This is a genomic window from Aeromonas sp. 600724 (assembly GCF_049175135.1).
GTDB classification, from domain to species: domain Bacteria; phylum Pseudomonadota; class Gammaproteobacteria; order Enterobacterales; family Aeromonadaceae; genus Aeromonas; species Aeromonas veronii_A.
The window spans coordinates 1-24364 of the sequence record NZ_JAAKUM010000029.1 but is presented as its reverse complement, the minus strand read 5'-3'; the positions used below and the strand labels follow the sequence as shown (position 1 = coordinate 24364).

22 protein-coding genes are annotated in these 24364 nt (G+C 58.4%); 9 read left to right on the top strand and 13 right to left on the bottom strand.

Annotated elements, in window-relative coordinates:
- Positions 1 to 122 precede the first annotated feature (122 nt).
- From lptD to G5168_RS20185, 6 genes are read left to right on the top strand one after another with little or no spacing between them, the layout of a single operon-like run.
- Entirely contained in the window at positions 123 to 2588 is a 2466-nt protein-coding gene (gene lptD / locus G5168_RS20210) for an LPS assembly protein LptD (protein WP_227341998.1), read from the top strand.
- A 26-nt stretch (positions 2589 to 2614) separates the two neighbouring features.
- Positions 2615 to 3913, top strand: coding sequence for a peptidylprolyl isomerase SurA (gene surA / locus G5168_RS20205; RefSeq protein ID WP_216952937.1), 1299 nt, complete (start codon positions 2615 to 2617; stop codon positions 3911 to 3913).
- Positions 3913 to 4908 (top strand): 4-hydroxythreonine-4-phosphate dehydrogenase PdxA, encoded by a 996-nt coding sequence (gene pdxA / locus G5168_RS20200; protein WP_227341997.1) that lies wholly within the window; start codon positions 3913 to 3915, stop codon positions 4906 to 4908. The genes surA and pdxA overlap by 1 nt, the downstream gene beginning before the upstream one ends.
- Entirely contained in the window at positions 4898 to 5710 is an 813-nt protein-coding gene (gene rsmA / locus G5168_RS20195; RefSeq protein ID WP_005339016.1) for a 16S rRNA (adenine(1518)-N(6)/adenine(1519)-N(6))-dimethyltransferase RsmA, read from the top strand. The genes pdxA and rsmA overlap by 11 nt, the downstream gene beginning before the upstream one ends.
- Before the next feature lie 4 nt (positions 5711 to 5714).
- The gene (gene apaG, locus G5168_RS20190) at positions 5715 to 6077 is read left to right on the top strand and encodes a Co2+/Mg2+ efflux protein ApaG (protein WP_031227971.1); all 363 of its coding nucleotides are present in this window, start codon (positions 5715 to 5717) and stop codon (positions 6075 to 6077) included.
- Between the two features lie 6 nt (positions 6078 to 6083).
- Positions 6084 to 6905 (top strand): symmetrical bis(5'-nucleosyl)-tetraphosphatase, encoded by an 822-nt coding sequence (locus G5168_RS20185; RefSeq protein WP_201987516.1) that lies wholly within the window; start codon positions 6084 to 6086, stop codon positions 6903 to 6905.
- 119 nt (positions 6906 to 7024) lie between these two features.
- Here the strand turns inward: G5168_RS20185 and G5168_RS20180 are convergent, their stop codons facing one another.
- Positions 7025 to 7525 carry a 2TM domain-containing protein gene (locus tag G5168_RS20180; protein ID WP_227341996.1) on the bottom strand — a complete coding sequence of 167 codons (501 nt, stop codon included), beginning with the start codon at positions 7523 to 7525 and terminating at the stop codon, positions 7025 to 7027.
- A gap of 172 nt (positions 7526 to 7697) precedes the next feature.
- Positions 7698 to 8687 (bottom strand): luciferase-like monooxygenase, encoded by a 990-nt coding sequence (locus tag G5168_RS20175; protein WP_421252638.1) that lies wholly within the window; start codon positions 8685 to 8687, stop codon positions 7698 to 7700.
- A gap of 210 nt (positions 8688 to 8897) precedes the next feature.
- Between G5168_RS20175 and G5168_RS20170 the strand changes: the two genes are divergently transcribed.
- Together G5168_RS20170 and G5168_RS20165 are read left to right on the top strand one after the other, a co-directional pair.
- Positions 8898 to 11789: an HD domain-containing phosphohydrolase gene (locus G5168_RS20170; RefSeq protein WP_227341994.1), complete on the top strand. Its 2892-nt coding sequence runs from the start codon at positions 8898 to 8900 to the stop codon at positions 11787 to 11789.
- 132 nt (positions 11790 to 11921) lie between these two features.
- A complete protein-coding gene (locus tag G5168_RS20165) occupies positions 11922 to 12260 on the top strand; it encodes a hypothetical protein (RefSeq protein ID WP_005341051.1) in 339 nt (112 codons plus the stop codon).
- A gap of 85 nt (positions 12261 to 12345) precedes the next feature.
- Here G5168_RS20165 and G5168_RS20160 read toward each other — a convergent pair whose 3' ends face one another.
- The 4 genes from G5168_RS20160 to rplU all read right to left on the bottom strand — a co-directional run bounded on the left by G5168_RS20160 (position 12346) and on the right by rplU (position 16062).
- Entirely contained in the window at positions 12346 to 13716 is a 1371-nt protein-coding gene (locus tag G5168_RS20160) for a YjiH family protein (protein WP_227341993.1), read from the bottom strand.
- 366 nt (positions 13717 to 14082) lie between these two features.
- On the bottom strand, positions 14083 to 15285 hold the full coding sequence (cgtA, locus tag G5168_RS20155) for an Obg family GTPase CgtA (protein WP_227341992.1): 1203 nt from the start codon (positions 15283 to 15285) through the stop codon (positions 14083 to 14085).
- Positions 15286 to 15475: 190 nt separating this feature from the next.
- On the bottom strand, positions 15476 to 15733 hold the full coding sequence (gene rpmA / locus G5168_RS20150; protein ID WP_005304202.1) for a 50S ribosomal protein L27: 258 nt from the start codon (positions 15731 to 15733) through the stop codon (positions 15476 to 15478).
- Positions 15734 to 15750: 17 nt separating this feature from the next.
- A complete protein-coding gene (gene rplU, locus G5168_RS20145) occupies positions 15751 to 16062 on the bottom strand; it encodes a 50S ribosomal protein L21 (protein WP_005304210.1) in 312 nt (103 codons plus the stop codon).
- Positions 16063 to 16304: 242 nt separating this feature from the next.
- Between rplU and ispB the strand changes: the two genes are divergently transcribed.
- The gene (ispB, locus tag G5168_RS20140; RefSeq protein WP_216952927.1) at positions 16305 to 17276 is read left to right on the top strand and encodes an octaprenyl diphosphate synthase; all 972 of its coding nucleotides are present in this window, start codon (positions 16305 to 16307) and stop codon (positions 17274 to 17276) included.
- An 80-nt stretch (positions 17277 to 17356) separates the two neighbouring features.
- On the opposite strand, the gene G5168_RS20135 is transcribed toward ispB, so the two are convergent.
- The 7 genes from G5168_RS20135 to mutL all read right to left on the bottom strand — a co-directional run bounded on the left by G5168_RS20135 (position 17357) and on the right by mutL (position 24247).
- Entirely contained in the window at positions 17357 to 17545 is a 189-nt protein-coding gene (locus tag G5168_RS20135) for a DUF2065 domain-containing protein (RefSeq protein WP_216952926.1), read from the bottom strand.
- A 98-nt stretch (positions 17546 to 17643) separates the two neighbouring features.
- Positions 17644 to 18528 carry a protease modulator HflC gene (gene hflC, locus G5168_RS20130; RefSeq protein ID WP_216952925.1) on the bottom strand — a complete coding sequence of 295 codons (885 nt, stop codon included), beginning with the start codon at positions 18526 to 18528 and terminating at the stop codon, positions 17644 to 17646.
- A 3-nt stretch (positions 18529 to 18531) separates the two neighbouring features.
- Positions 18532 to 19680 (bottom strand): FtsH protease activity modulator HflK, encoded by a 1149-nt coding sequence (gene hflK / locus G5168_RS20125; RefSeq protein WP_227341991.1) that lies wholly within the window; start codon positions 19678 to 19680, stop codon positions 18532 to 18534.
- Positions 19681 to 19770: 90 nt separating this feature from the next.
- Complete coding sequence (gene hflX, locus G5168_RS20120; protein ID WP_227341990.1) at positions 19771 to 21057, bottom strand: ribosome rescue GTPase HflX; 1287 nt, start codon at positions 21055 to 21057, stop codon at positions 19771 to 19773.
- Positions 21058 to 21120: 63 nt separating this feature from the next.
- Positions 21121 to 21384: an RNA chaperone Hfq gene (gene hfq, locus G5168_RS20115; protein WP_005339045.1), complete on the bottom strand. Its 264-nt coding sequence runs from the start codon at positions 21382 to 21384 to the stop codon at positions 21121 to 21123.
- Positions 21385 to 21456: 72 nt separating this feature from the next.
- Positions 21457 to 22386: a tRNA (adenosine(37)-N6)-dimethylallyltransferase MiaA gene (miaA, locus tag G5168_RS20110; RefSeq protein WP_082182310.1), complete on the bottom strand. Its 930-nt coding sequence runs from the start codon at positions 22384 to 22386 to the stop codon at positions 21457 to 21459.
- Positions 22376 to 24247 (bottom strand): DNA mismatch repair endonuclease MutL, encoded by a 1872-nt coding sequence (mutL, locus tag G5168_RS20105; RefSeq protein ID WP_227342989.1) that lies wholly within the window; start codon positions 24245 to 24247, stop codon positions 22376 to 22378. The genes miaA and mutL overlap by 11 nt, the downstream gene beginning before the upstream one ends.
- Positions 24248 to 24364 lie beyond the last annotated feature (117 nt).

The window sequence follows — 24364 nt, the reverse complement described above, 5'->3', positions numbered from 1 at the left end:
TAATGCTTTATCATTGCCGGCTAACATAAAGCAATGACATGCAATGTCAACTCGATGAAACCTGTCGTAAAATGCATGCCTTGGATCAACCGTATCTATCACGGATTGCACGAGTCTTTCACATGACCAAATGGACACTGGGGTACCGCTATCCCATCGCCCTGACTATCAGCCTGGCCCCCGCACTCACCCCTATGATGGTGCAGGCGGCCCCGTTCGAAGCGCCGCCAGCCACCGGCATTCTCGATAGTCTCTGCTATGACTATGTTCCCAAGATAGAGAAGCCTTCATCGGATCAGGATGCCAACGCGCAGCCGGTCGAGGTTGATGCTGACCGTCTCGAGGCCAAACAGGGCGGCACCGCCGTCTATGAAGGCGACGTCAAGGTTCGTCAGGGTGTTCGCAAGTTTGACTCCGATTATGCACAGCTCGATCAGAAGAGCCGGGATGTCATCGCCATCGGCAACATCTATTACAACGACGGTCAGGTGACCGTCACCAGCGACAAGACCCTCAAATCCAACCTGGATACCAAAAACTCCGAGCTGGAGGAGGGCAAGTATCAGGTGCATGGCTCACCGGTGCGCGGCTTTGCCAAACGCGTGGTGATGACCAACAACAACCAGAACATCACCATGGAGGGAGCCCAGTACACTACCTGCCCCCCCGGTCAGGAAGTGTGGACCCTCAAGGCGGGCAGCATCGACATCGACCAGAAAGAGGTGTTCGGCGAAGCCTGGAACGCCAGCCTCTGGCTCTATGACTACCCGGTGTTCTACTTCCCCTATATAAACTTCCCCATCAAGGATGAACGGAAGACAGGTCTGCTCTACCCGGGTTACAAACAGAGTTCCGGCAACGGCATGGAGATCACCCAGCCCTTCTACTGGAACATTGCCCCCAACTACGATGCCACCATCACCTCCCGCTTTATGGACAAACGCGGCCTGATGGAACAGGTAGAGTTTCGCTACATGCCGGACCCAGCCCATACCGGTACCCTCTATTTTGAAAGCCTCAGGGATGACAAGCAGTATGATGCTGGCAACCCGAGCTTTACCAACCCGTCGACAGGGACTCCGTACCTCTCAGATGGTCATCGTTACCTGATGAATATTCGTCACGGATCCACCCTGATGGATGGCTCCCTGCGTTTAGGCATCGACTACACCCAGGTACGGGACAAGGATTACAACTACTTCAACGACTTCAGCCCGCAAGTGGGCACCCAGGTCGACAGCCAGTTGCAGCAATCCTTTACCGCCGGTTACTACCAGCAGAACTGGAACCTCACCTCCGAGGTGCGTCGCTATCAGATCCTGAGTCCCTACGCGCTGCTGCCCCACGAGATGCTGCCACGCATCAACTACAACTACTTCCAGCAGGGGAAATGGTTCGATCTGGCCTGGAACAGCGAGCTGACCAAGTTTGGCTATGACAGCGGCAGCGCCACTGCCCAGCAGGCCGGTGAGCGTTATACCGCTACCCGTCTGCATCTGGCTCCCACCCTGACCATCCCCCTGGTCGATGCGCCGGGTTACTACCTTATAAGCCAGTACAAACTGATGTTTACCTCCTACAACCAGGAGATCCCCAAAGACCTGATTAGCCAGGATCGCAGTAAATTTACAGACGCAGATAGCCAGCAGCTGACCCTGAAAGACGGCACCATTACCCGCACCTTGCCGTCCTTCCGCCTCAAGGGGGGCGTCAACTTCGATCGTCCGGTAGACTGGTATGATGGCAAGGGCACCCAGACCCTGGAGCCTGAGTTCCAGTACCTCTATATCCCTTACAAGAATCAGGACGAAATAGGGATTTACGACTCCACCACTACCCGTCAGGACTACTACAGCCTGTTCAGCGATCGCCGCTACGCCGGTCTCGACCGCATCAGCGATGCCAACCGGGTCACCGTTGGCCTGACCAGCCGGGTCTATGACAATGTGGGGGATGAGCGGTTACGTCTGGCGGTAGCCCAGGCCTTCGAGATGACACCTCCCAAGGTGCGCCTCTACCCGTCCGATCAGGAAAACACCAACGCCCGCTCCCTGCTCTCGTTCGAGGGGGATGCCCGGATCACCGATGAGTGGTTCGCCCATGCCGGCACCCAGTACGATACCTCCGAGGGGGAATTTACTGCCGGCAACGGTGCAGTCGAATACCGGACCGGCAAGCTGACCACCCAGGTCAACTACCGCTATATCCAGGACGGCAACCGGGACTATCGCTACCCGAGCAATCCTGCTCTGGCCGAAGACCTCAGCCAGGCTGGTCTGGTGATGATGGCGCCGATCGCCGATCAGTGGCAGATGTATGGCGGTTACTATCGCGATATCAAGCAGGATGTGAACATTGACCGCAAGATCGGTGTCAAATACGACTCCTGCTGCTGGAGCATCAACATGAGCCTGGAGTGGCACAACCAGCCGGACAACATCACTCTGAAGCCCACTTCGGAAAAAGTCATTGGTCTGCAGTTTGAAATGAAGGGACTTGGCAGCGTGGGTACCGGTGGCCGCAGTGTCACCCTGGATACCGAGCTGTTGCCCTATGTTCGCCCGTTTAATCTGAAAGACCAGCAATGATGCTGGTCCAGCCTTGAGAGATGGATATGAAAAAGACCCTGATTGCCCTGCTGACCGCGGGAATGTTCGGCGCCATGAGCCAGGCCGCACTGGCTGCGCCCGAGCTGATGGACAAAGTGCTGGCCGTGGTCAACAAGGACGTAGTGCTGTCCAGTCAACAGGACGCACTGGTCAACAAGGTAAAACTCTCCGCCCAGGAGAGCGGCCAGTCTCTGCCTGACGATGCCACTCTGCGCAAACAGGCACTCGACCGTCTGATCCAGGAGAGCCTGCAGCTGCAACTGGCGGATCGCCAGGGGCTGAAGATCAGTGATACCCAGCTGGAACAGGCTATTCAGGGCATCGCCGCCGACAACAAGATGACCCTGGATCAGCTGCGCGCCCAGCTCGCCCGTGAAGGGATGACCTATGCCCAGTATCGGGAAGAGGTTCGCCGCGAGATCCTGATGAACGAGGTGCGCCGCAATCAGGTGCGCCGCCGTATCAACATCTCCGAGCAGGAGGTGAAGCAGGTGGTGGAGATCCTGAAGAAACAGGGTCAACAGCAGAACGAATACCACGTCGGCCATATCCAGATTGCCCTGCCGGACAACCCCACCGCCGCCCAGCTGGATGCCGCCAAGAGCAAGATCGAGCGCATTCTGGCCGCCCTCAAGCAGGGTGCCGACTTCCGCAAACTGGCCATTGCCGAGAGTAACGGCCCCAAGGCGCTGGAAGGGGGTGACTGGGGCTGGATGAGCCCGCAAGAGATGCCGACCCTGATGGCCGAAGCGGTACAGGGTACCAAGAAGGGCGATATCGTGGGCCCGCTGCGCTCCGGCGCCGGTCTGCACATCGTCAAGGTGTTCGACACCAAGGGTCAGCAGCAAGTGATGCAGACCGAGGTGAAGGCCCGTCACATCCTGATCAAGCCCTCCATCATCCTGAGCGAAGAGAAAGCCAAGGGGATGCTGGACGGCATTCTGCACGACATCAAGAGCGGCAAGGCAAGCTTCGCCAGCATGGCGGAGAAGTATTCCGAAGATCCGGGCTCTGCGGTGCAGGGTGGCGAACTGGGCTGGTCTGATCCCAACGTCTATGTACCAGAGTTTCGCGACATGGTTAACCGACTGCAACCAGGCCAGATCAGCGCCCCCTTCCGCACCAGCCACGGCTGGCACATCGTCCAAGTGGAAGATCGTCGCAGCCAGGATGCCACTGACAAGGCTCTGGAACAGCGTGCCTATCAGCTGATCTACAATCGCCGCTTCGTGGAAGAGTCCCAGGCCTGGTTGGACGAGCTGCGTGATGAGGCTTACATCCGTGTCGAAGGATCTGCGAGCTGATGAGCTGCCGTCGCCTTGCCGTTACCCCGGGCGAACCGGCCGGGATCGGCCCGGATCTGGTGCTGCAGATTGCCCAGCAGGATTGGCCCCACCAGTTGGTGGTGATCGCCGATCCGGCGCTGCTGCGCGAGCGGGCAACCCTGCAGGGGCTCAGCATCGAGCTTGAGCCCTATGACGCAACCGCCCCTGCTCATCCGCAGCGGGCGGGCACCCTGACCGTCTGTCCGGTCACCCTCGGCGCCCCCGTGGTGCCGGGCGAGCTGAACGAAGGCAATGGCGCCTATGTGCTAGCGACCCTGCAGCGTGCCTGCGATGGCAACATGAGCGGCGAATTTGCCGCCGTGGTGACCGGGCCGGTGCACAAGGGGATCATCAACCAGGCCGGGGTCTCGTTCAGCGGCCACACCGAGTTCTTTGCCCAACAATCCAACACTGCCGATGTGGTAATGATGCTGGCAACCGAGGGGCTGCGGGTCGCACTGGCGACTACCCATATTCCGCTGGCCTATGTAGCGATGGCCATCACCGAAGATCGCCTCGGCAAGGTGATCCGGATCCTCAACGAGGATCTCGCCACCAAGTTTGGTATCGCCAAACCCCGTATTTACGTCTGCGGCCTCAACCCCCACGCCGGGGAAGGTGGCCATCTCGGACGTGAAGAGATTGACGTGATCGAACCCGCCCTGGTCACCCTGCGCCAGGAAGGGATCGATCTGGTCGGCCCATTGCCGGCCGACACCCTGTTCCAGGAGAAATACCTCAAGGATGCGGATGCGGTACTCGCCATGTACCACGACCAGGGGCTGCCTGTGCTCAAATACAAGGGCTTCGGCAGTTCGGTCAATATCACCCTGGGGCTTCCCTTCATCCGCACTTCGGTGGATCACGGCACCGCGCTGGATCTGGCAGGCAAGGGCCTGGCCGATCCGGGCAGCCTTGTCACCGCGATTAACCACGCCATCAAGATGGTAGAGAAAAAAAGATATGAGCAGTAAGGTGCACATGGGCCACACGGCCCGTAAGCGTTTCGGTCAGAACTTCTTGCACGACCGGTATGTGATCGATCAGATCGTCGCCGCCATCAACCCGCAGCCGGGTCAGAATCTGGTGGAGATCGGTCCGGGTCTGGCCGCGCTGACCGAGCCAGTCGCCGCCCAGATGGACAAAATGACCGTGGTCGAGCTTGACCGGGACCTGGCAGCTCGCCTGCGCGAGCACCCGACCCTCAAAGACAAGTTGACCGTCATCGAAGCGGACGCCATGCGTTTCGACTTCGGCACCCTGATGGGTGAAGGCAAGGGGCCGCTGCGCATCTTCGGCAACCTGCCCTACAACATCTCCACCCCGCTCATCTTCCACCTGTGCGAGTTCGCTGATCGGGTAGAGGACATGCACTTCATGCTGCAAAAGGAAGTGGTGTTGCGTCTGGCCGCAGGCCCGGGCAGCAAGGCTTATGGCCGCCTGAGCGTGATGACCCAGTACTACTGCCAGGTGGTGCCGGTACTGGAAGTGGGCCCGGGCGCCTTCAAACCGGCGCCAAAGGTGGACTCGGCCGTAGTTCGCCTGATCCCGCACAAGAATCCGACCATAGTCGCGAAAGACATTCGCTGTCTGAATCGCGTCTGTACCGAGGGCTTTGGCCAGCGTCGCAAGACCATCCGCAACAGCTTCTCCAACTTCATCACCGACGCCCAGCTGACCGAGCTTGGTATCGATGGCAACCTGCGCCCGGAGAATCTCTCCCTCGAGCAGTTTGTCATGATCGCCAACTGGCTGGCGGATCAGCAACAGGCCTGATCCTGTGGCACTCCCGCACATCGAGATCCGCCCATACCCCGTGTATGTGGCGGGATCCAAAGACCCTTACCAGTTTCACTATCTGATCGAGATTGAGAATCTGGGGCCCGGCCCAGTGCAACTGCTGCACCGGCGCTGGCTCATCACCGATGCCAATGGCAAGATGCTGGAAGTGGCAGGCCCGGGCGTGGTCGGGGAGCAACCCGTCATTGCCGAAGGGGAAACCTACCGCTACCAGAGCGGCGTGCCGCTGGCGACCCCGCTCGGGGTGATGGAAGGGAGCTATACCCTGCAAGATGGCTCTGGTCAGCAGTTCGAGGCGCCCATCGCCCCCTTCACGCTGGCCATCCCCAATATTATCAACTGAGGTTTCATGGCGAACTGTTTTGTCGGTGACATCCAGGGCTGTTACGACGACTTGCGCCGTCTGCTGGATCTTGCCGCGTTCGATCCCGACCAAGACGTGCTCTGGCTCTGCGGCGATCTGGTCGCCCGTGGCCCGGACTCCCTCAATACCCTGCGTTTTGTCAAAGGGCTGGGCAACCGCGCCGTCACCGTGCTCGGCAACCACGACCTGCACCTGCTGGCGGTCGCCAATGGCGTTGCCCCACTCAAGAAGAAGGACAAGCTGCAGAGCCTGATGGATGCGCCGGATCGGGATGAACTGCTGGAGTGGCTGCGCCACCGCCCGCTGCTGGCGGAGCATCCGGATCTGCCCATCATGATGGTGCATGCCGGTATCTCCCCCGCATGGGATGCCCGCACCGCCCGCAACTGTGCCCGCGAGGTAGAGAGCCTGTTGCGCGGCGATCAGTACCAGTGGCTGCTGCACAACATGTATGGCGACCAACCCGATGGCTGGAAAGATGATCTGGTCGGGATCGACCGCTACCGCTACATCATCAACACCTTCACCCGGATGCGCTTCTGCTACTTCGATGGCCGGCTCGACTTCAAATGCAAGAAGGGGCCCAAGGAGTCGACCCCGGGGCTGCGCCCCTGGTTCGAGCAGCGTGAACACCATGTGGATGACCCCATTCTGGTGTTCGGCCACTGGGCAGCCCTGATGGGCAACACCGGAAAAAGCGATATCAAGGGTCTGGATACCGGCTGCGTCTGGGGCAACAGCCTCACCCTGTGGCGCTACGAGGATGATGCTCTGATCGCCACCCCCTGCCCGGTTCACGCCAGCTAGGGAGTACGCAGCAATCAGGCGGTCGCAGTTGCACCGATTGCCAAGACCCGTACCAATAACAAAGCCCGGCAATCTGCCGGGCTTACTATTTTGTGTGCCCTGTTTTCCGGCGAATGAAGTTACAACTTGCGCCCCAGCCGCTTCTCAATCTGGCGCCGCTCCCACTCCGGGCCAAACAGTTTGAAAGGCTCGAATATCCGAATGGCATGGGACGCCAGTCCCAATCCCCACCCCAGTGCCGGCCACCAGGCCCAGATATACCCCGGGTTGCTCAGATAGTTGATGACAAACAACCCGCCAATCACCAGCAGATAGCTGGCGACATGGTGATAGAAGCCCTTGAGCCCCTCCACATACTTCATGGCAGCTTGCTCCTCTGCTGAAACCTGCAATGCATCCTTCCCCATAGTGTCACTCCCTCTCATCTCATGCTCCTGTTGCCGTGTGCCGTCCAGTTGCGCCACATCGAGCTCAAAGACAGCGGCCAGGGCCTTGAGGGATTCCAGTCCGGGTTGCTGACCCTGCTCGATCCGCTGGATAGTGCGGACACTCAAACCAGTCAACGTTGCCAACTGATCCTGAGACCAACCCCGTTGCAATCTCAACTTCCTGACGATCATCTCGAACTCCTTGTGGTAATTGACAGGGCCAGCATAGGGCTTGCGCCGCGAAAGGTGACACGACAGATGGACGACATCAACCTGACAACTCTTTAAAATCAATTAGTTGAATAAACATAAAGAGATATAAGGTCAAGCTCTGGCACACAGGCAGATGTGCCAGGATGTGTAATCACAGGCTCTGCATCAGCTCGGCGGCAATTTCAAAGGAGCGCAGTCGGGCCTGATGATCGACGATGGGGCCATTGAACATCAGCTCATCGGCACGGGTTTCCGCCAGCAGCGCCTTGAGGCCATGACGAACCTGCTCTGGGTTGCCCACTAGCGAGCGGGCCAAGGTCTGCTCCATCGCCATCAGCTCACGGGGAGACCACTCATCGCCAAGCTGGACGACCGGCGCGGGCAGCTTGCCCGCATCACCGCGATGGAGGCGCAAGAACTGCTGCTGCACGGTAGTGAACTGGAAGCGGGCCTCCCGCTCGCTGTCGGCGGCAATCATGTTGATGCAGACCACCGCATGGGGCTTGGGCCAGCGAGCGGAGGGGCGATACTGGCTACGGTAGATCTCCAGCGCTTCCAGCAACATGGCAGGGGCGAAATGGGAGGCAAACCCGAACGGCAAGCCCATCGCCGCTGCAAGTTGCGCGCTGTAAAGGCTGGAGCCCAGCAGCCAGATGGGCAGATGCAGCCCCTGACCTGGCACCGCCTGCACCGTGCCAATCTCGTCGCCAAAGTAGCTCATTAGCTCGCGCACATCGGCCGGGAAATCATCCACCTCACTGCTGCGTTGGCGCCTGAGCGCCCGCATGGTGCGCTGATCGGTCCCGGGGGCGCGGCCAAGGCCCAAATCGATGCGATCCGGATAAAGCGAAGCCAAGGTGCCAAACTGCTCGGCAATCACCAGTGGCGAGTGGTTCGGCAGCATGATGCCACCCGCCCCAATCCGCAAAGTGGTGGTGGCCTCGGCCAGATGACCGATCAACACCGAGGTGGCGGCACTGGCAATGCCCGGCATGTTGTGGTGTTCGGCCAGCCAGTAGCGCTGGTAACCCCAGCCCTCGGCATGGCGGGCAAGATCCCGCGAACGGCGAAATGACTCGGCAGGCACGGAACCTACGGCAACAGGCACCAAATCGAGCACGGAATAGGGGATGGCAGACATGGGTCACTCCATTGATTTACAGACCAGTAACAAGTGGGGCAATGTAGCACGTGATACCTGAATGAATCACTATCTCCTGCCAAGCTCTGCCTGGCAGTGGGCAACCATGGAAAAGCACAGATATCAGGCCATTATTGTCATTTCTGTTATCGTATTGACACACTGCTGACAGATCGTCTCCGCAAGCATCACTGTGACAAGGAAATGTCCATGATCACTGCCAGATCCGGGCGCAAGCCCTTCTACGTTCACATTGCCACCCTATTTACCCTGCTGTTCAGTGTGCTGGGCATGCTGCTGATTCTGCTGCAGTTCCAGCAGGGTTCTCGCCAGATGCTGGAACATGAGCGCCACAACTTCAAACAGTACCGGGAACAGCTGGCCCTCGCTCTGCAACTGAACGAGCAGCCAGCCCGCATGTCCCTCAGCCTGCTAGCCAGCAGCCGACTGGCCGACATGAGCGATCTGGCAAGCCGACTGGAGTATCTGCCGCAGCTGGCAGAGATCCTGGCCAATCGCGACAGCTATGGTGCCGTCTACATCGGCTATGAGAGTGGCGATTTCTTTCTGGTACGAAAACTCACGGAACGGGCCCGGGCCACGTTGCAGGCAGTGCCTGAAGGCAGCCAGTTGCTGGTTCAGAGCCTGAGTAGCGGGCGGGGAGAGTTCCTCTATTTTGACGAGCAGCTGCAACTTTTGGCACGGCGAGCCATGGCGGATTATCGATTCGATCCCCGCAGCCGCGACTGGTACCGGCTGGCTCGCGGTTCATCAAAGATTGTCGCCACCACCCCCTATCTCTTTTTTACCACCAGGGAGCCGGGCATGACGATGGCTGTCACCAGCCATAGCCAACGCGCCGTGATAGGGCTGGATGCCGGTGTCGAGGGGCTCTCGGCCTTGATTGGCGAGCTGCAGTTGCCGCTCCAAAGCCAGGTAGTGTTGTTCGATCGCTCCGCGACACTGCTGGCGGCCGACCCTGTACATCTGCCAGCCTATGATCAGCTGACCCGGCTGCCAGCGATCACGGCTCTGGGCGGCCCAGTCATGGCCGAGCTGAAAACTAGGCTAGAGAGGACGCCTGTGCTGCTGGATGGTTCTCCCCGGGAGCTGACCCTGACCACAGGGGAAAAACAAGAGTGGCTGGTCAATATCTCCCCCCTCGGCAAGGACACTCCTTTTTACATCGCCCTGCTGGTCTCGGCAGATCTGCTTTATCAGCAGGCACGCAACGAAGCGCTGGTCAATGTGGCATGGGCGCTGGGCAGCCTGCTGTTGTTGCTGCCAGTGATCTGGCTGGTCTCCCGCCGTACCGCTACCCCGCTGCTGGCCCTGACCCGTGAGGCTGAGCGGATCCAGCGTTTCGACTTTGGCGAGGGTCAGGTTCCTGAATCAGCCATCCGGGAAATAGATGACCTTGCGCGCACCATGTCCGGCATGCGCCAAACCCTCGGCAACTTCATGAACATGGGTAGAGCACTGGCTGCAGAGCACCGCGTCGACTCCCTGCTAAGCCGCATCCTGCATGAAACCATCGCCGCGGTACAGGCAAAAGGGGGATGCCTCTACCTGGCCCAACAGCAAAAGATGCAGCCGGTCCAGGCCCGCTGGCAGCAAACCGAACTGCCCCTAGGGCAGGTTCCCTGGCCACAACCATTGCTATCCGGCCTGGCCACTTCCCAGCGCATCTCCCTCAGCCTGGATGAGGCGGCCTGGAGGCAACACCTGGACAGTTGGGGTTCCTTTCCCGGCCTATGCCAGCTGGTAGCTGAGCCGCTCTGCAACCATCGTCAGGAGCTGATCGGCTACCTCCTGCTGATCCTGCCACACTGCAGCGAACAGGAGCTGGCATCGCGCATCAGCCTGATCGAGGCGCTGGCGGGCACTTCGGCCTCCGCCATCGAGAACCAGCGCCTGCTGGAGGAGCAAAAACAGCTGCTCGAATCCTTTATCGAGCTGATGGCCGGCGCCATCGACGCCAAGAGCCCCTACACCGGCGGCCACTGCCAACGTGTGCCCGAGCTGACCAAGATGCTGACCGAGGCAGCCTGCGCCCAGCGACAGGGCCCCTTTGCCGATTTCAGTCTCAACGAGGAGGAGTGGGAAGCCATCCATATCGCCAGCTGGCTACATGACTGTGGCAAGGTGACCACCCCGGAGTTCGTGGTCGACAAGGCTACCAAACTGGAGACCCTCTACGACCGGATCCACGAGATCCGCACCCGTTTTGAAGTACTCAAGCGGGATGTCTATATCGAGTGCCTCGCAGCCCGCCTGTCATCAGAGATCAGAAGTGCCTGCCGGGAAGAAGCAGCCCCGCGCTGGGCCGAACTGGATCAGGAGTTTGCCTTCATCGCCGAGTGCAATCTGGGCGGCGAGTGGATGGCCCCCGAGAAGATTGAACGGCTCGACGCCATCGCCAGCCGCACCTGGCTGCGCACCCTGGACGATCGACTCGGCATCAGCCGGGAGGAGCTCAAGCTGCGTCAGAAAGAACCGTCTCCCGAGTTGCCCTGCCTCGAGCCACTGCTGGCCGACAAGTGCTGGCACCTTGTGCCTCGTCCGGATGGAGATCGGTTCGACGAGCACAATCCCTGGGGCTTCAAGGTCAAGGTACCGCACCATCTCTACAACCGGGGGGAGAGATACAACCTTGCCATCAGCAGGGGAACCCTCACCGAGGAGGAGCGCTACAAGATCAACGAGCACATCATCCAGACCATACGCATGCTGGAGCACCTCCCCTTCCCCCGTCATCTGCGCTGCGTGCCAGAGATTGCCGGCGGTCATCACGAGCGGATGGATGGCAAGGGTTACCCACGCCAGCTGACCGGAGCACAGATGAGCGTACCAGCCCGCATCATGGCTATCGCCGATATTTTCGAGGCGCTGACCGCCAGTGATCGCCCCTACAAATCTGGCAAGACGATCTCCCAGGCTCTTGCCATCATGCAGAACATGGTGCGTGAACAGCATATCGACTCGGATCTGTTCGCCCTGTTTGTCAGCAGCGGCATCTGGCGCGATTACGCTAGGCGCTTCCTCGAGAGCGCCCAACTGGATCAGGTGGACGAAACCGCACTGCTGGCCGCACTGGCCTAGGCTGGGTCATATTTTCTTACATTTGCGGGCTGGCCTGAGCGCCCCGGGCTGGTTATAACGGTGCCCCTATAGCGAAGGGGGAGCAATAGACTCCCCCTCACTCTTTGTCACACCACACTGTTCAGGTTATCTATGTCAAAACATCTCGTTCTGCTGGGCGCGCTGACGCTCTCCGGCTGCTCCCTGTTGTCTCCCCCAGCCCCCACCGTCACCCCGGTGCACCTTGCCGATACCAGCCAGCGCGGCTTCTACATCGAATGCAGCAGCATGAAAGCCTGCTTCCAGCAGGCCAACCAGACCTGCCCACAAGGTTACAAGGAGACCGATCGCCGCCAGCAGACGCTATACAGTACCCAGTATCTGGGAGGCAGCTACGACGAAGACAAGAAGGTCTACAAGGCGGCCAAGCCCTATAGCATCGCCAACACAGTCCACTCCCTGACAATTCAGTGTCCCGTCACTAGAGGCTGAGCCAGCCTAAGGGCGATGCTCTCCCCTTACCGCGGAAAAGAAAACGGTCAACCCAGGTTGACCGTTTTTCACTATGGCGTAGCCCTTAGAACAGCAGATGCGCTACACCGGCAATTACCGGCAAGGTAACCAGGGTGCGCATCAGGAAGATCACAAACAACTCCCACAGTTTGACCGGGATCTTGCTGCCAAGCAGCAGGGCCCCCACTTCCGACATATAGATAAGCTGGGTTACCGACATGGCGGCAATGACGAAGCGGGTCATCTCGCTATCGATGGTCGAGGCCAGCACCGCTGGAATAAACATATCGGCAAAACCGACCATGATGGTCTTGGATGCCGCTTCCGCCTCCGGCAGTTGCAGCAGTTCCAGCAAGGGGACGAAGGGAGCGCCAAGCCAGTTGAAGATAGGGGTATGTTCGGCCAGCATCAGGGCACAGGTACCGATCGCCATCACCACCGGCAGCACGCCAAACACCATATCCAGTGCATTCTTCACCCCTTCCCGCGCGACGGCGCCGAGATCTGTCATGCTGTCAGCCTTGATCAGGGCACGCTCGAAACCATAGCTCATCACGCTGTGCTGATGGGGCACCGCCTCCTGCTTGCGACACAGGGGAGCACCATCGATATAGATATCCTTCTTCCAGCAGAGCGGCGGCAGACGTGGCACCACGATAGCGGCAACCACTCCAGCCAGACAGACGGTCAGGTAGAAGGGGACGAACATGTGCTCCAGCTTCACCTGAGAGATCACCACCAGACAGAAGGTGATGGAGACAGCAGAGAAAGTGGTGCCAATCACCGCGGCTTCACGCTGGGTATAGAACTTCCCTTCGTACTGCTTGCTGGTCAGCAGGATGCCGACGCTGCCATCGCCAAGCCAGGAGGCAAAACAGTCCACTGCGGAGCGGCCCGGCAACCGGAAGACAGGACGCATTATGCGGGTCATCATGGTGCCGACAAATTCCAGCAGCCCGAAATCGAGCAGCAACGGCAGCAGCAGGCCGGCAAAAATGAAGACTGAAAACAGCACCGGCAGCAGATCGTTGAGCACCAGTCCACCGGTTGCACCTGAGTAAAGCACCTCAGGCCCTACCTGGAAGAAGGTCAGCAGCACGAAAATACCGCCCAATACCCGCACGCAGGCCCAGAAAGGGGAGACATTGAACAAGCTGTTGAGGAAAGGACGACGCACCAGAATCGCTGGCTTGAACAACCAGGCAATCACCGTCATCAGCATGGTGGTGGTGATCACCGCACTGACCATGGCGACCAGATAATCGGCAAAAACGCGCTGCACCAGCTTGGCCAGCACGGCCACCGGGATGGTGACGTTACCGTCATAGACGACCGGCGTCATGAACAACAGGATCCCGATAAGTGACGGAACCAGAAACATCAACAAGTTACGGCGAGTATTGACCGCAGGTGCTTCGAGACTCTTTTCCAACATGATAAAACTGCCCTAATGTTACTTTTCCCTAGCCCGGCCAACCTGCGTATTCATGCATTAACCGGCAAAACGGGCGCAAGAATACTCTAAAAAAATGCACAAACAAGCCCTTAAAGCAGAAATCTGCGCATAAATATTTCCACAGGCAAACCTTCCATTAAAACAATAAGATACAGCTGCGCATATCGATTCAATCGACATTTCCAGATGATTGTTTCGTTATTGTTAATTTTGGTGGGCAGTATAATCGGTTATCAGTGGCAGGCAATAAGTGACATCACAAATATATCTAATGAGTTGCTGCTCGATAGACATAAAAAAACCGGAGCCTGTTCAGGCTCCGGTTTTCAATGAGAGTGACGGGGATCAGTCACGGACGTAGATGACTTCAACGCCATCATCTTCGTCGTCATCCCAATCGTCATCATCAAGCCCTTCATCGAAGGCAAGAGAGGCAGCCAGTGCTTCCGCTTCAGCCTTGGCCAGCTGGTTCTTGTGGTAGTCATCCCACTTGAACTCCACCTTCTCGATGGCGTCTTTGGCATCTTCCGCCAGCTGACGGGGCATGGTATCCAGCAGATCCAGAATGTCGTAGCAGACCTTCTTGGTGCCTTCCTTGCTGATGGCAGTGATGGCATAGACCGGACCTTCGTGGTTCAGGGCCGCCTTGACGCGATCCATCACCTCCTGGGCTTCTTCTTCCAGGATCAGGTCCATCTTGTTAAACACCAACCAGCGCGGCTTGCCAGCCAGTTCCGGGCTGTACTTCTCCAGCTCACGCACGATGGTCACGGCATTTTCAGCCGGATCGGAGCCATCAATGGGGCAAATATCCACCAGATGGATCAACACGCGGCAGCGTTCGAGGTGCTTGAGGAAACGGATACCAAGACCTGCGCCTTCGGCTGCCCCCTCAATCAGGCCCGGAATATCGGCGATCACGAAGGAGCGGGAGTTCTCACCACGCACCACACCGAGGTTCGGCACCAGGGTGGTAAAGGGATAATCAGCGACTTTCGGGCGGGCGGCAGAAACAGCGCGAATAAAGGTAGATTTACCGGCGTTGGGCAGACCCAGCATACCGACGTCAGCCAGCAACAGCAGCTCCAGCTTCAGGGTACGCACTTCGCCCGGGGTGCCGTTGCTCTTCTGGCGTGGAGCCCGGTTGACCGAACTCTTGAAGCGGGTATTACCCAAACCGTGGAAACCGCCCTTGGCAACCAGCAACTTCTGCTCGTGGTGAGTCAAGTCGCCCAGCAACTCGCCGGTATCGTCATCGGTTGCACGGGTACCGACCGGCACGCGCAGGATCTTGTCCTTGCCACGACGACCGGTACAGTTGGCACTCTGGCCATTCTCGCCACGCTCGGCAGCATGGAAACGCTCAAAACGGTAGTCGATCAGGGTGTTGAGGTTCTCATCGGCAACCAGATAGACGTCACCACCGTCACCACCGTCACCACCATCCGGACCACCGTTGGGAATATATTTTTCACGGCGAAAACTTACACAACCGTTACCACCGTCACCGGCATCGACTCGAATCTGGACTTCATCAACAAACTTCATAGGTAACCGTCACCTTAATTCGAAAAACCGATACGCAATTATAGTGGTACAGACCCCTGCGGGCGATACGCATCTTGCCTCTCCGGGCAATCTCGGTACCCGGGTCATCTGCGTTCCGTTTTTTCGTCATTATTTCGGAAAAACAAAAGCCCCGCCTGTTGGCGGGGCTTCGGATCCTTGCGGTCCGTAATTACTCAGCAACGATGCTAACGTACTTACGATTCAGCGGACCTTTAACTTCGAACTGCACCTTGCCGTTCGCGGTAGCGAACAGGGTGTGGTCCTTGCCCAGACCAACGTTCTCACCAGCGTGGAACTTGGTACCGCGCTGACGAACGATGATGCTGCCAGCCAGAACTGTTTCGCCGCCGAAACGCTTCACGCCCAGGCGTTTAGCTTCAGAATCGCGACCGTTGCGGGATGAACCGCCAGCTTTTTTGTGTGCCATCTATCGGACTCCTCTAATTAAGCGCTGATGCCAGTGATTTTGACTTCAGTGAACCACTGACGGTGGCCCGCTTGCTTACGGTGGTGCTTACGACGACGGAACTTGACGATAGTCACTTTCTCGCCACGGCCGTGAGCCACAACTTCAGCTACAACCTTGCCACCTTCAACGAAAGGAGCACCTACTTTAAAAGTGTCGCCTGCAGCAACCATCAGCACTTCGTTGAAGTCGATGGTAGCGCCAGTCTCAACGTTCAGCTTTTCCAGACGAACGATTTGACCTTCGGCCACACGGTGTTGTTTTCCGCCGCTTTGGAATACCGCGTACATTTGATTAACTCCGTAAAGGCATGTCTTTTGCTCAAGGCTAGACATGCGCAAAAACCTATAACAATGGGCGGGCATTCTACGCAAATCGATCTGCTCAGGCAAGGCCAATTTAGCAAAAAGTTTATTTTGTGCGCATATCTGCCGCCGTGGATAAACGCCTAACTGTAACCCATTGTGAAATCGTGTAGAATCCCTGCCATTACTAAAATCGCAGTTATTGCTGCTGTCACGTTACGAGACTTATGGACCAACAGACTATCCGTGCGCTCTGTGCCGCCGACATGACGGCGGTCAATGAACTGATCCTGGCCCGACTCCAGTCCGACGTTAGTCTGATCAATCAGCTGGGTTTCTACATTGTCAGCGCCGGCGGGAAACGGATGCGCCCCATGCTGACCGTGATGGCTGCGCGTGCGCTGGGCTATGAAGGTGAGGATCACCTGAAACTGGCCGCCATCATCGAATTCATTCACACCTCTACCCTGCTGCACGACGACGTGGTCGACGAATCCGACCTGCGCCGCGGCCGGGAAACTGCCAACGCCATGTTTGGCAATGCTGCCAGCGTGCTGGTCGGTGACTACCTCTATAGCCGCTCCTTCCAGATGATGGCCGAACTCTCCAACCTGCGGGTGATGGAGATCCTCTCGGATGCAACCAACACCATCGCCGAAGGGGAAGTGTTGCAGCTGATGAACTGCAACGACCCGGATACCACCGAAGAGAGCTACATGACGGTCATCTACTGCAAGACCGCCAAGCTGTTCGAGGCCGCTACCCGACTCGCCGCCGTGCTGACCCATCAGCCCGAGCCCGTCGAACAGGCCATGACCGATTACGGCAAGTATCTGGGCACCGCGTTCCAGATCATTGATGACGTGATGGACTACTGCTCCCAGAGCGAAGAGATGGGCAAGAACGTCGGCGACGATCTGGCCGAAGGCAAACCAACCCTGCCGCTGCTGCGTGCCATGGATGTGGGCACGCCGGAAGAACGCCAGCTGGTGCGCGATGCCATCGAGCATCGCAACGGTATGGAACATCTTGAGCAGATCCTCGGGATTCTCGACCGTACCGGCGCGCTGGAGTACTCCCGCATGCGGGCCCGGGAAGAGGCCGACAAGGCCATTGCCGCCCTCGCCATCCTGCCGGACTCCCCGCACAAGCACGCGCTGGAAACACTGGCCCACATGGCGGTGCAGCGCAGTGCCTGAGTAAACGACATGCATGAAAAAGAGGCCTTCGGCCTCTTTTTTATTGTCTGCTATCTGCTGGACAGTGCATTGCGCCAGACTCAGCGACTCAGCATCCAGAGGATCACGCTACCCGCAACCACTAACGAGCCGCCGATACGGCGCAACTGCTCCGGTGGCTGATCGCTCAGCAGCCGTAACATCTGCTGCCATGCCCTGGGCATCAACAACGGGCCGAGCCCTTCAAACAGCAACAGCAGACCCAGCCCCGTCAGTATGGATGTCATCATTCTGCCCCTCTCCCGTCAAAAACCATTGATCCCGTTTGTTTGGCAGACAAATAAAAGGGCCTGACAAAGCAGGCCCCTGGCAAAACAACTCCCGACACTTACTGCTTGGTGCCTTCAGGAGACTTGAAGTAACGGAAAAACTCGCTATCCGGCTTGAGCACCATCAGGTCGTTGCCACCGGCGAAGCTCTTGCGATAGGCCTCCATACTGCGCACGAAGCTGAAAAACTCGGGGTCTTTCTTGTAGCTGTCGGCATAGATTTTAGCGGCTTCCGCATCCCCTTCACCACGCAGTTGACGAGCGTTACTCTCTGCATCAGCGATCATCACGGTCACTTTGCGATCGATATCGGCCCGTAGGATCTCGGCCTGCTCACGCCCCTGGGAGCGATGCTCACGGGCCACGGCAGTACGCTCTGCCCGCATCCGCTGGTAAATGGAGTTGGACACTTCCACCGGCAGGTTGATCTGCTTGATCCGCACATCCACCACCTTGATGCCGAGCTCGGAGGAGCGCGCCATCTTCATCAGAGCATCTTCCATCACGGTACTGCGTTCACCGGAGACGATATCCTTGATAGTACGATTACCAATCTCGGAGCGCAGACCGTTGTTGATCTTGCGCTTGAGCAGATCCTCGGCCTGCAACTTGTTACCACCACCGGTTGCCAGGTAGTACTTGGAGAAGTCCTCGATCTTCCATTTCACATAGGAATCGATGATCAGGTCTTTCTTCTCGGAGGTGACAAAACGGTCAGCCTGGCTGTCGATGGTCTGGATCCGTGCATCCATTTTGCGAACCTGGTCGATGAGCGGCACCTTGAAGTGCAGGCCCGGTTCATAGAGACGGGGCTCACCGGAATCAATCCGCTTCACCTTGCCGAACTGCACCACAATCCCCTTCTGGCCTTCATCAACGATAAAGACAGAAGAGAAGCAGACCATGGCCGCGACAGCGATTACACCAATAGCTAGCTTTTTCATCTATCAGTTTCTCCCTGAGCTGAAGCGGTCACCGCTACGCAGCGGCGTCGGAGTGGAGTTGGCGCCCTCGTTGGAAGCTGGCGTGGACTCGATGGTCGGCGCAGCAGCTGTACGCCCCTGCTGGACGCTCGCCTGCTTGCCAGCCAACTTGTCGAGCGGCAGATAGATCATGCTGTTGTTGCCAGCCGGCATGTCGACCACCACTTTATTGGCCTGCTGATAGAGCTCTTCCATGGTCTCCAGGTAGATACGATTGCGTGTCAGATCGGGCGCAGCTTGATACTGGGGCAGCAGCTCGTTGAAGCGGGCCACTTCACCCTGGGCTTTCAGCACAATCTGGGACTTGTAGGCTTCCGCTTCCTGCTCCAGACGCTTGACCTGACCACGGGCCTTCGGCTCGACTTCACGGGCATAGGCTTCGGCCTCGCGAATGAAGCGTTGCTCATCTTCCTGAGCGGCAATGGCGTCATCAAACGCATCCTTCACCTCTTCCGGCGGACGAGCCGGCAAGAAGTTGACGTCGACGATCTGCAGACCCATCTGGTAAGGCTCGATGATGCCATCAATCACCTGCCAGGTCTCCTGACGCACCTTCTCACGACCGGTGGTCAGCACGTCGTCCATCTTGGTGTGGCCCACAACATAACGCAGGGCACTGTCGGTGGCCTGACTCAGGCTCTCGTCAGCATTCGTTACGCTAAACAGATACTGCTCGGGGTTGACCACACGGTACTGCACGTCCATCTCGACCCGCACCACGTTTTCATCCTGAGTCAGCATGAAACCGGAAGCAGGCAGCGAGCGCACGGACTCGACATCCACCGGGATCACCTTGTCGATAAAGGTGGGATTCCAGCGCAGACCCGGCTCGACAATATGGGAAAACTTGCCAAACCGCAGCACTGCACCACGTTCCGCTTCACGAATGGTGTAGAAGCCGCTGACGACCCACACCACCACAGCCACAACCAGCGCGATGGAGATACCAAAGCGACCTACATCGCCGCCAGATTTGCCGCCACCAAACAAGCCACCGAAACGGCGGCTCACTTTGCGCAGCATTTCATCCAGATCAGGGGGTCCCTGATTCTTGCCGTTATTCCCCCAAGGGTCACGGTCTTTGCCGTTGTTACCAGGCTCATTCCAAGCCATCAGCGTCTCCATTAATACATGCGGATGGATATCATCTCTATCGGGCCATCATACGTTGAGAAGCCCCTAAGGGTTCACTTCATCGACGAATCAATGCCTGATAAAGCGTTGTAAACTCTCACCTTCCTGCTTTACGAGGCGGTTCCAGTCGGCCACTTGCAAGCGGACTTCCAGCACGAAATCTCCCTCCTCGCTAAAGCCTTCCTGCTCAATGCCCTTCAACTGATAAAGCGCACTGCGCAATCTTGCTGCCGAGGGTGGCAACTGCAGGGTGTGGTGCACCATGGAGCCGGCCAGCAGTTCAGTCAGCGCCGTAAACAGATGCTCACAACCTTCACCAGTCTGAGCCGACAGCCAGACGCGCACTGGGCGCCCCTCGTCATCTCGCTCCAGACCAGCAGGACGATCCGCCAGCTTGTCGATCTTGTTGCAGATCATCAGCTGAGGCCTGTCGTCAGCTTCAATTTCGGCCAGCACCTGCTGCACGGAGTCGATATTCTCCTGCATCTGCTCATCGGCACAGTCCACCACATGCAGCAGCAGATCCGCTTCGCGGGTCTCCTGCAGGGTCGCTTTGAAGGCCGCGACCAGATCATGGGGCAAGTGTCGAATAAATCCAACTGTATCCGCCAAAATCACATCACCCACATCCCGGATCACCAGTTTACGCAGGGTGGGATCCAGAGTTGCGAACAATTGGTCGGCAGCATACACGCTGGCAGCTGTAAGTTGGTTGAACAAAGTGGACTTTCCGGCGTTGGTGTAACCAACCAGTGACACCGTCGGCACTTCGTTGCGGTTGCGGGCGCGGCGTCCCTGCTCCCGCTGCTTGGCCACCTTGTCGAGCCGACGCAAAATCGCCTTGATGCGTTCCCGCAGCAGACGTCGGTCAGTTTCAAGTTGGGTTTCACCCGGGCCACGCAGACCGATCCCGCCCTTTTGACGCTCAAGGTGGGTCCAGCCTCGCACCAGGCGAGTGGAAAGGTGGCGTAACTGGGCCAGTTCGACCTGCAGTTTACCTTCATGGGTTCGGGCGCGCTGGGCGAAGATGTCGAGGATCAGACCGGTTCTGTCCACCACCCGGCACTGGAACAGACGTTCCAGATTTCGTTCCTGGGCAGGAGTCAGGGCATGGTTGAAGATCACCACATCCGCATCCAGCATCTGGACCTGGGACGCGATCTCTTCAGCCTTGCCGCTGCCGACAAAAAATTTGGCACTGGGCGCACTACGACTGGTGGTGATGACCGCCAGCGCATTTACACCGGCAGAACTCACCAACATCTTGAGCTCTTCCAGATCCTCCCGCTCACCCTCATCACTGAAGTTGACATGCACCAGAACGGCCTGTTCGCCAGCTTCATAACGGTCAAACAAGCGCTTGCTCCTTAACAGGAATCATGATGAATCTGAGTTGGCGAGTCGACTCGCCCAGGGATATCACGCCTCGGCATCACCCTGTTCATCAGCCGCGCCACCCGGAGTGGGCTGGTGATGATTGACGGCACGGGCCGGTACGACAGTCGAGATGGCGTGCTTGTAAACCATCTGGCTCACGGTGTTTTTCAGCAGGATAACAAACTGGTCAAAAGACTCGATCTGACCTTGCAGTTTGATGCCGTTCACCAAATAGATAGAAACAGGAATCCGCTCACGGCGCAGCGCATTCAAAAACGGGTCTTGGAGAGATTGCCCCTTAGCCATTTTTCTTTTCCTTATAGTTTGTTGTTTTTAAACACCGAATATCAATATAACAACCTGATTATACAGGGAGTGTCAAGCCGCACCAGCGCGAGCAAGCACGCGGTCGAGATTGCCAGACTCACCAGATTCCAACCAGGTCACATCGGGCCAGCCGCGCAACCAGGTCATCTGTCGTTTTGCCAATTGGCGTGTGGCAACAATGCCACGATAACGCATCTCATCATACCCCACTTCACCGCACAGGTAGTCCCACATTTGGCGATAACCCACACAGCGAATGGAGGGGAGATCCGGGTGCAGATCGCCGCGCGCCATCAGCGCACGAACCTCCTGTTCAAAGCCACCTTGCAGCATCTTGTCAAAGCGCTGTTCGATACGCTGATGCAGCACGGCACGATCGCTCGGGGCGATGGCAAACTGCTGCACTCGATAGGGCAAGCCCTCCCCCTGCACCTGCGTCAGCTCGGTAAGGGTCTTGCCGCTGATACGGTAGACCTCAAGCGCCCGGCTGAGCCGCTGCGGGTCATTGGGGTGGATCCGCGCCCCGGCCACCGGGTCGATGCGTACCAGCTCATCGTGCAGCGCCTGCCAACCGAGGCGGGCAGCCTCTTCCTCAATCCCAGCTCGAATGGCGGGATCGGCGGAGGGCAGCGGGGACAATCCCTCCAGCAACGCCTTGAAATAGAGCATGGTACCGCCCACCAGCAGCGGAATGCGGCCACGGTCGGCGATCTCTTTCATCTCCCGCAGGGCATCCTTGCAAAAATCGGCTGCCGAATAGCTCACAGCGGGATCAAGAATGTCTATCAGCCGGTGCGGAGCCCGCGCCAGTTCATCAGCGGTGGGCTTGGCCGTACCTATATCCATGCCGCGATAGATCAGCGCAGAATCGACGCTGATGATGTCGCAAGGCAATGCCTGGCAAAGTTCAATGGCGAGATCCGTCTTGCCGGAGGCCGTCGGCCCCATCAGAAAAATTGCGGTCGGCAAGTCACTCGCCATGTTCAAACTCCTCCAGCACGGTCGCCAGCGAAAGCGGGCGCACCATACGCATGTCACCAAGCTGGTCACTGAAATCGGTCACAAGTTCCGTCAGCAGACGACTGGCAGTTGAAAAATCGTATATCTTCTCGCGGCTTATCCCCTGCTCCACCAGCCATTGGCATAATACTTCAGCCTGCTGACCAGCATCACTGTCAGATCCGCCCTCGATAATTTGCAGCAATTCGGGTAACAGCCGCACCAGATCGGTCTGGCGCAGCAGAGCCGGCACCCGAGTCAGGATCATGGTGTCGCGCCCCCCGCTTTTCAACTCCAGCCCCATCCGTTTCAGCAAACGTTCCTGCTCGGTCACCAGCGCGATCAAATTCTTCGGCAGCTTGAAGGAGACCGGCAGCAACAGCGGCTGGGCCGCCAGCCCCTGGCCCCAGGTCTCCAGCAACCAGTGACGCAGCAGCACCCGCTCGGCACGCACCAGCGAGAGCAGCGCCAGCTGATTATCCCGCTCGATCAACAGGTAGGCCTGCTCCACCAGTGTCAGGGCGCGACATCCCCCCTGTTTGAGTGGCGGCACGGTGGCCGCGGACTGCTCAGGTGCAGTCTCAGCCACCGTTGCAATAGGCAACGTAGTGAGCAGCGCCCCCATGCCGCGCATCGCCTCCCGGCTTGGCGGCTCGGGCGGTTGATAATTGCTGGCTCGGCCAGCCCCACCGCTCCCCTCCCGCACCTGCGCAGGCGCCCGGTAGCTGTGCTCGGCACCGTACCACTCCGGACGGGGCGCCTGACCGGGGTATTCAATCTGCGGAGTGACCGGCAACTCGACCAGGGTTTCGGCCAGCGGCGCGTCCTGATGAGCGGCGCTGACTCCTTCGCGGCGCAGCGCAGTAAACAGCGCCTGAAAGATAAAGTCGTGGATCAGCCGCGCCTGATGGAAGCGCACCTCATGCTTGGCCGGATGAACGTTGACATCCACCTGACGGGGATCCAGCTCGATATAGAGCACATAAGCAGCGAAGCGATCGGGAGGCAGCAACTCGTCATAGGCCTGACGGATGGCGTGGTTGATGAGCTTGTCGCGCATCATCCGGCCGTTGACATAGGTGTATTGTAGGTCGTTCTGCGGTCTTGCCCCCTCCGGGGTCGCCAGCCAGCCCCACAACCGCACGTCGCTATGCTCGCTCTCCACCGCCAGCGCATGGTGCATGAAGGGGGTGCCGCAAACGGCGGCGAGACGTCGCTCCTGCTCCGGCACGGTATTGGCGGCCTTGTACTGGCGCACCACCTTGCCATTGTGGCGCAGGATCAGGGTGGCATCGAAGCGGGAGAGCGCGATGCGGCGCACCAGCTCGTCAATATGGGCAAACTCGGTCTTTTCGCTGCGCATGAATTTGCGCCGCGCGGGTGTATTAAAGAAGAGATCCACGACCTCCACCGTGGTGCCCACCGGATGGGCCGCAGGCTTGATGGTGACGCTCATCTCGCGCCCTTCCGCCTGGGCTTGCCAGGCTTCGGACTGCTCGGCGGTGCGGGAGGTGAAGGTGAGACGGGAGACAGAGCTGATGGAGGCGAGCGCCTCGCCACGAAAACCGAGGCTGTTGATCCCTTCCAGATCATCCAGCGTGGCCACCTTGGAGGTTGCATGACGCGACAGCGCAAGTACCAGCTCATCTTTGGCGACACCGCAGCCGTTGTCACGGATGCGGATCAGCTTGGCGCCCCCCTTGTCGATGTCGATCTCGACCCGGTCGGCCCCCGCATCCAGGCTGTTCTCCACCAGCTCTTTCACCACAGAAGAGGGCCGCTCCACCACCTCTCCGGCTGCAATCTGGTTGGCCAGAATGGGTGGCAAAATACGGATCGGCATCATTTACTCCTGAATTTCAATCTTGCGGATAGAGAGCCGTTCCACCACCTCTCCACCAACCGGAATCTGGTTGGCCAGGATAGGGGGCAATATACGGATCGGCATCACTTACTCCTG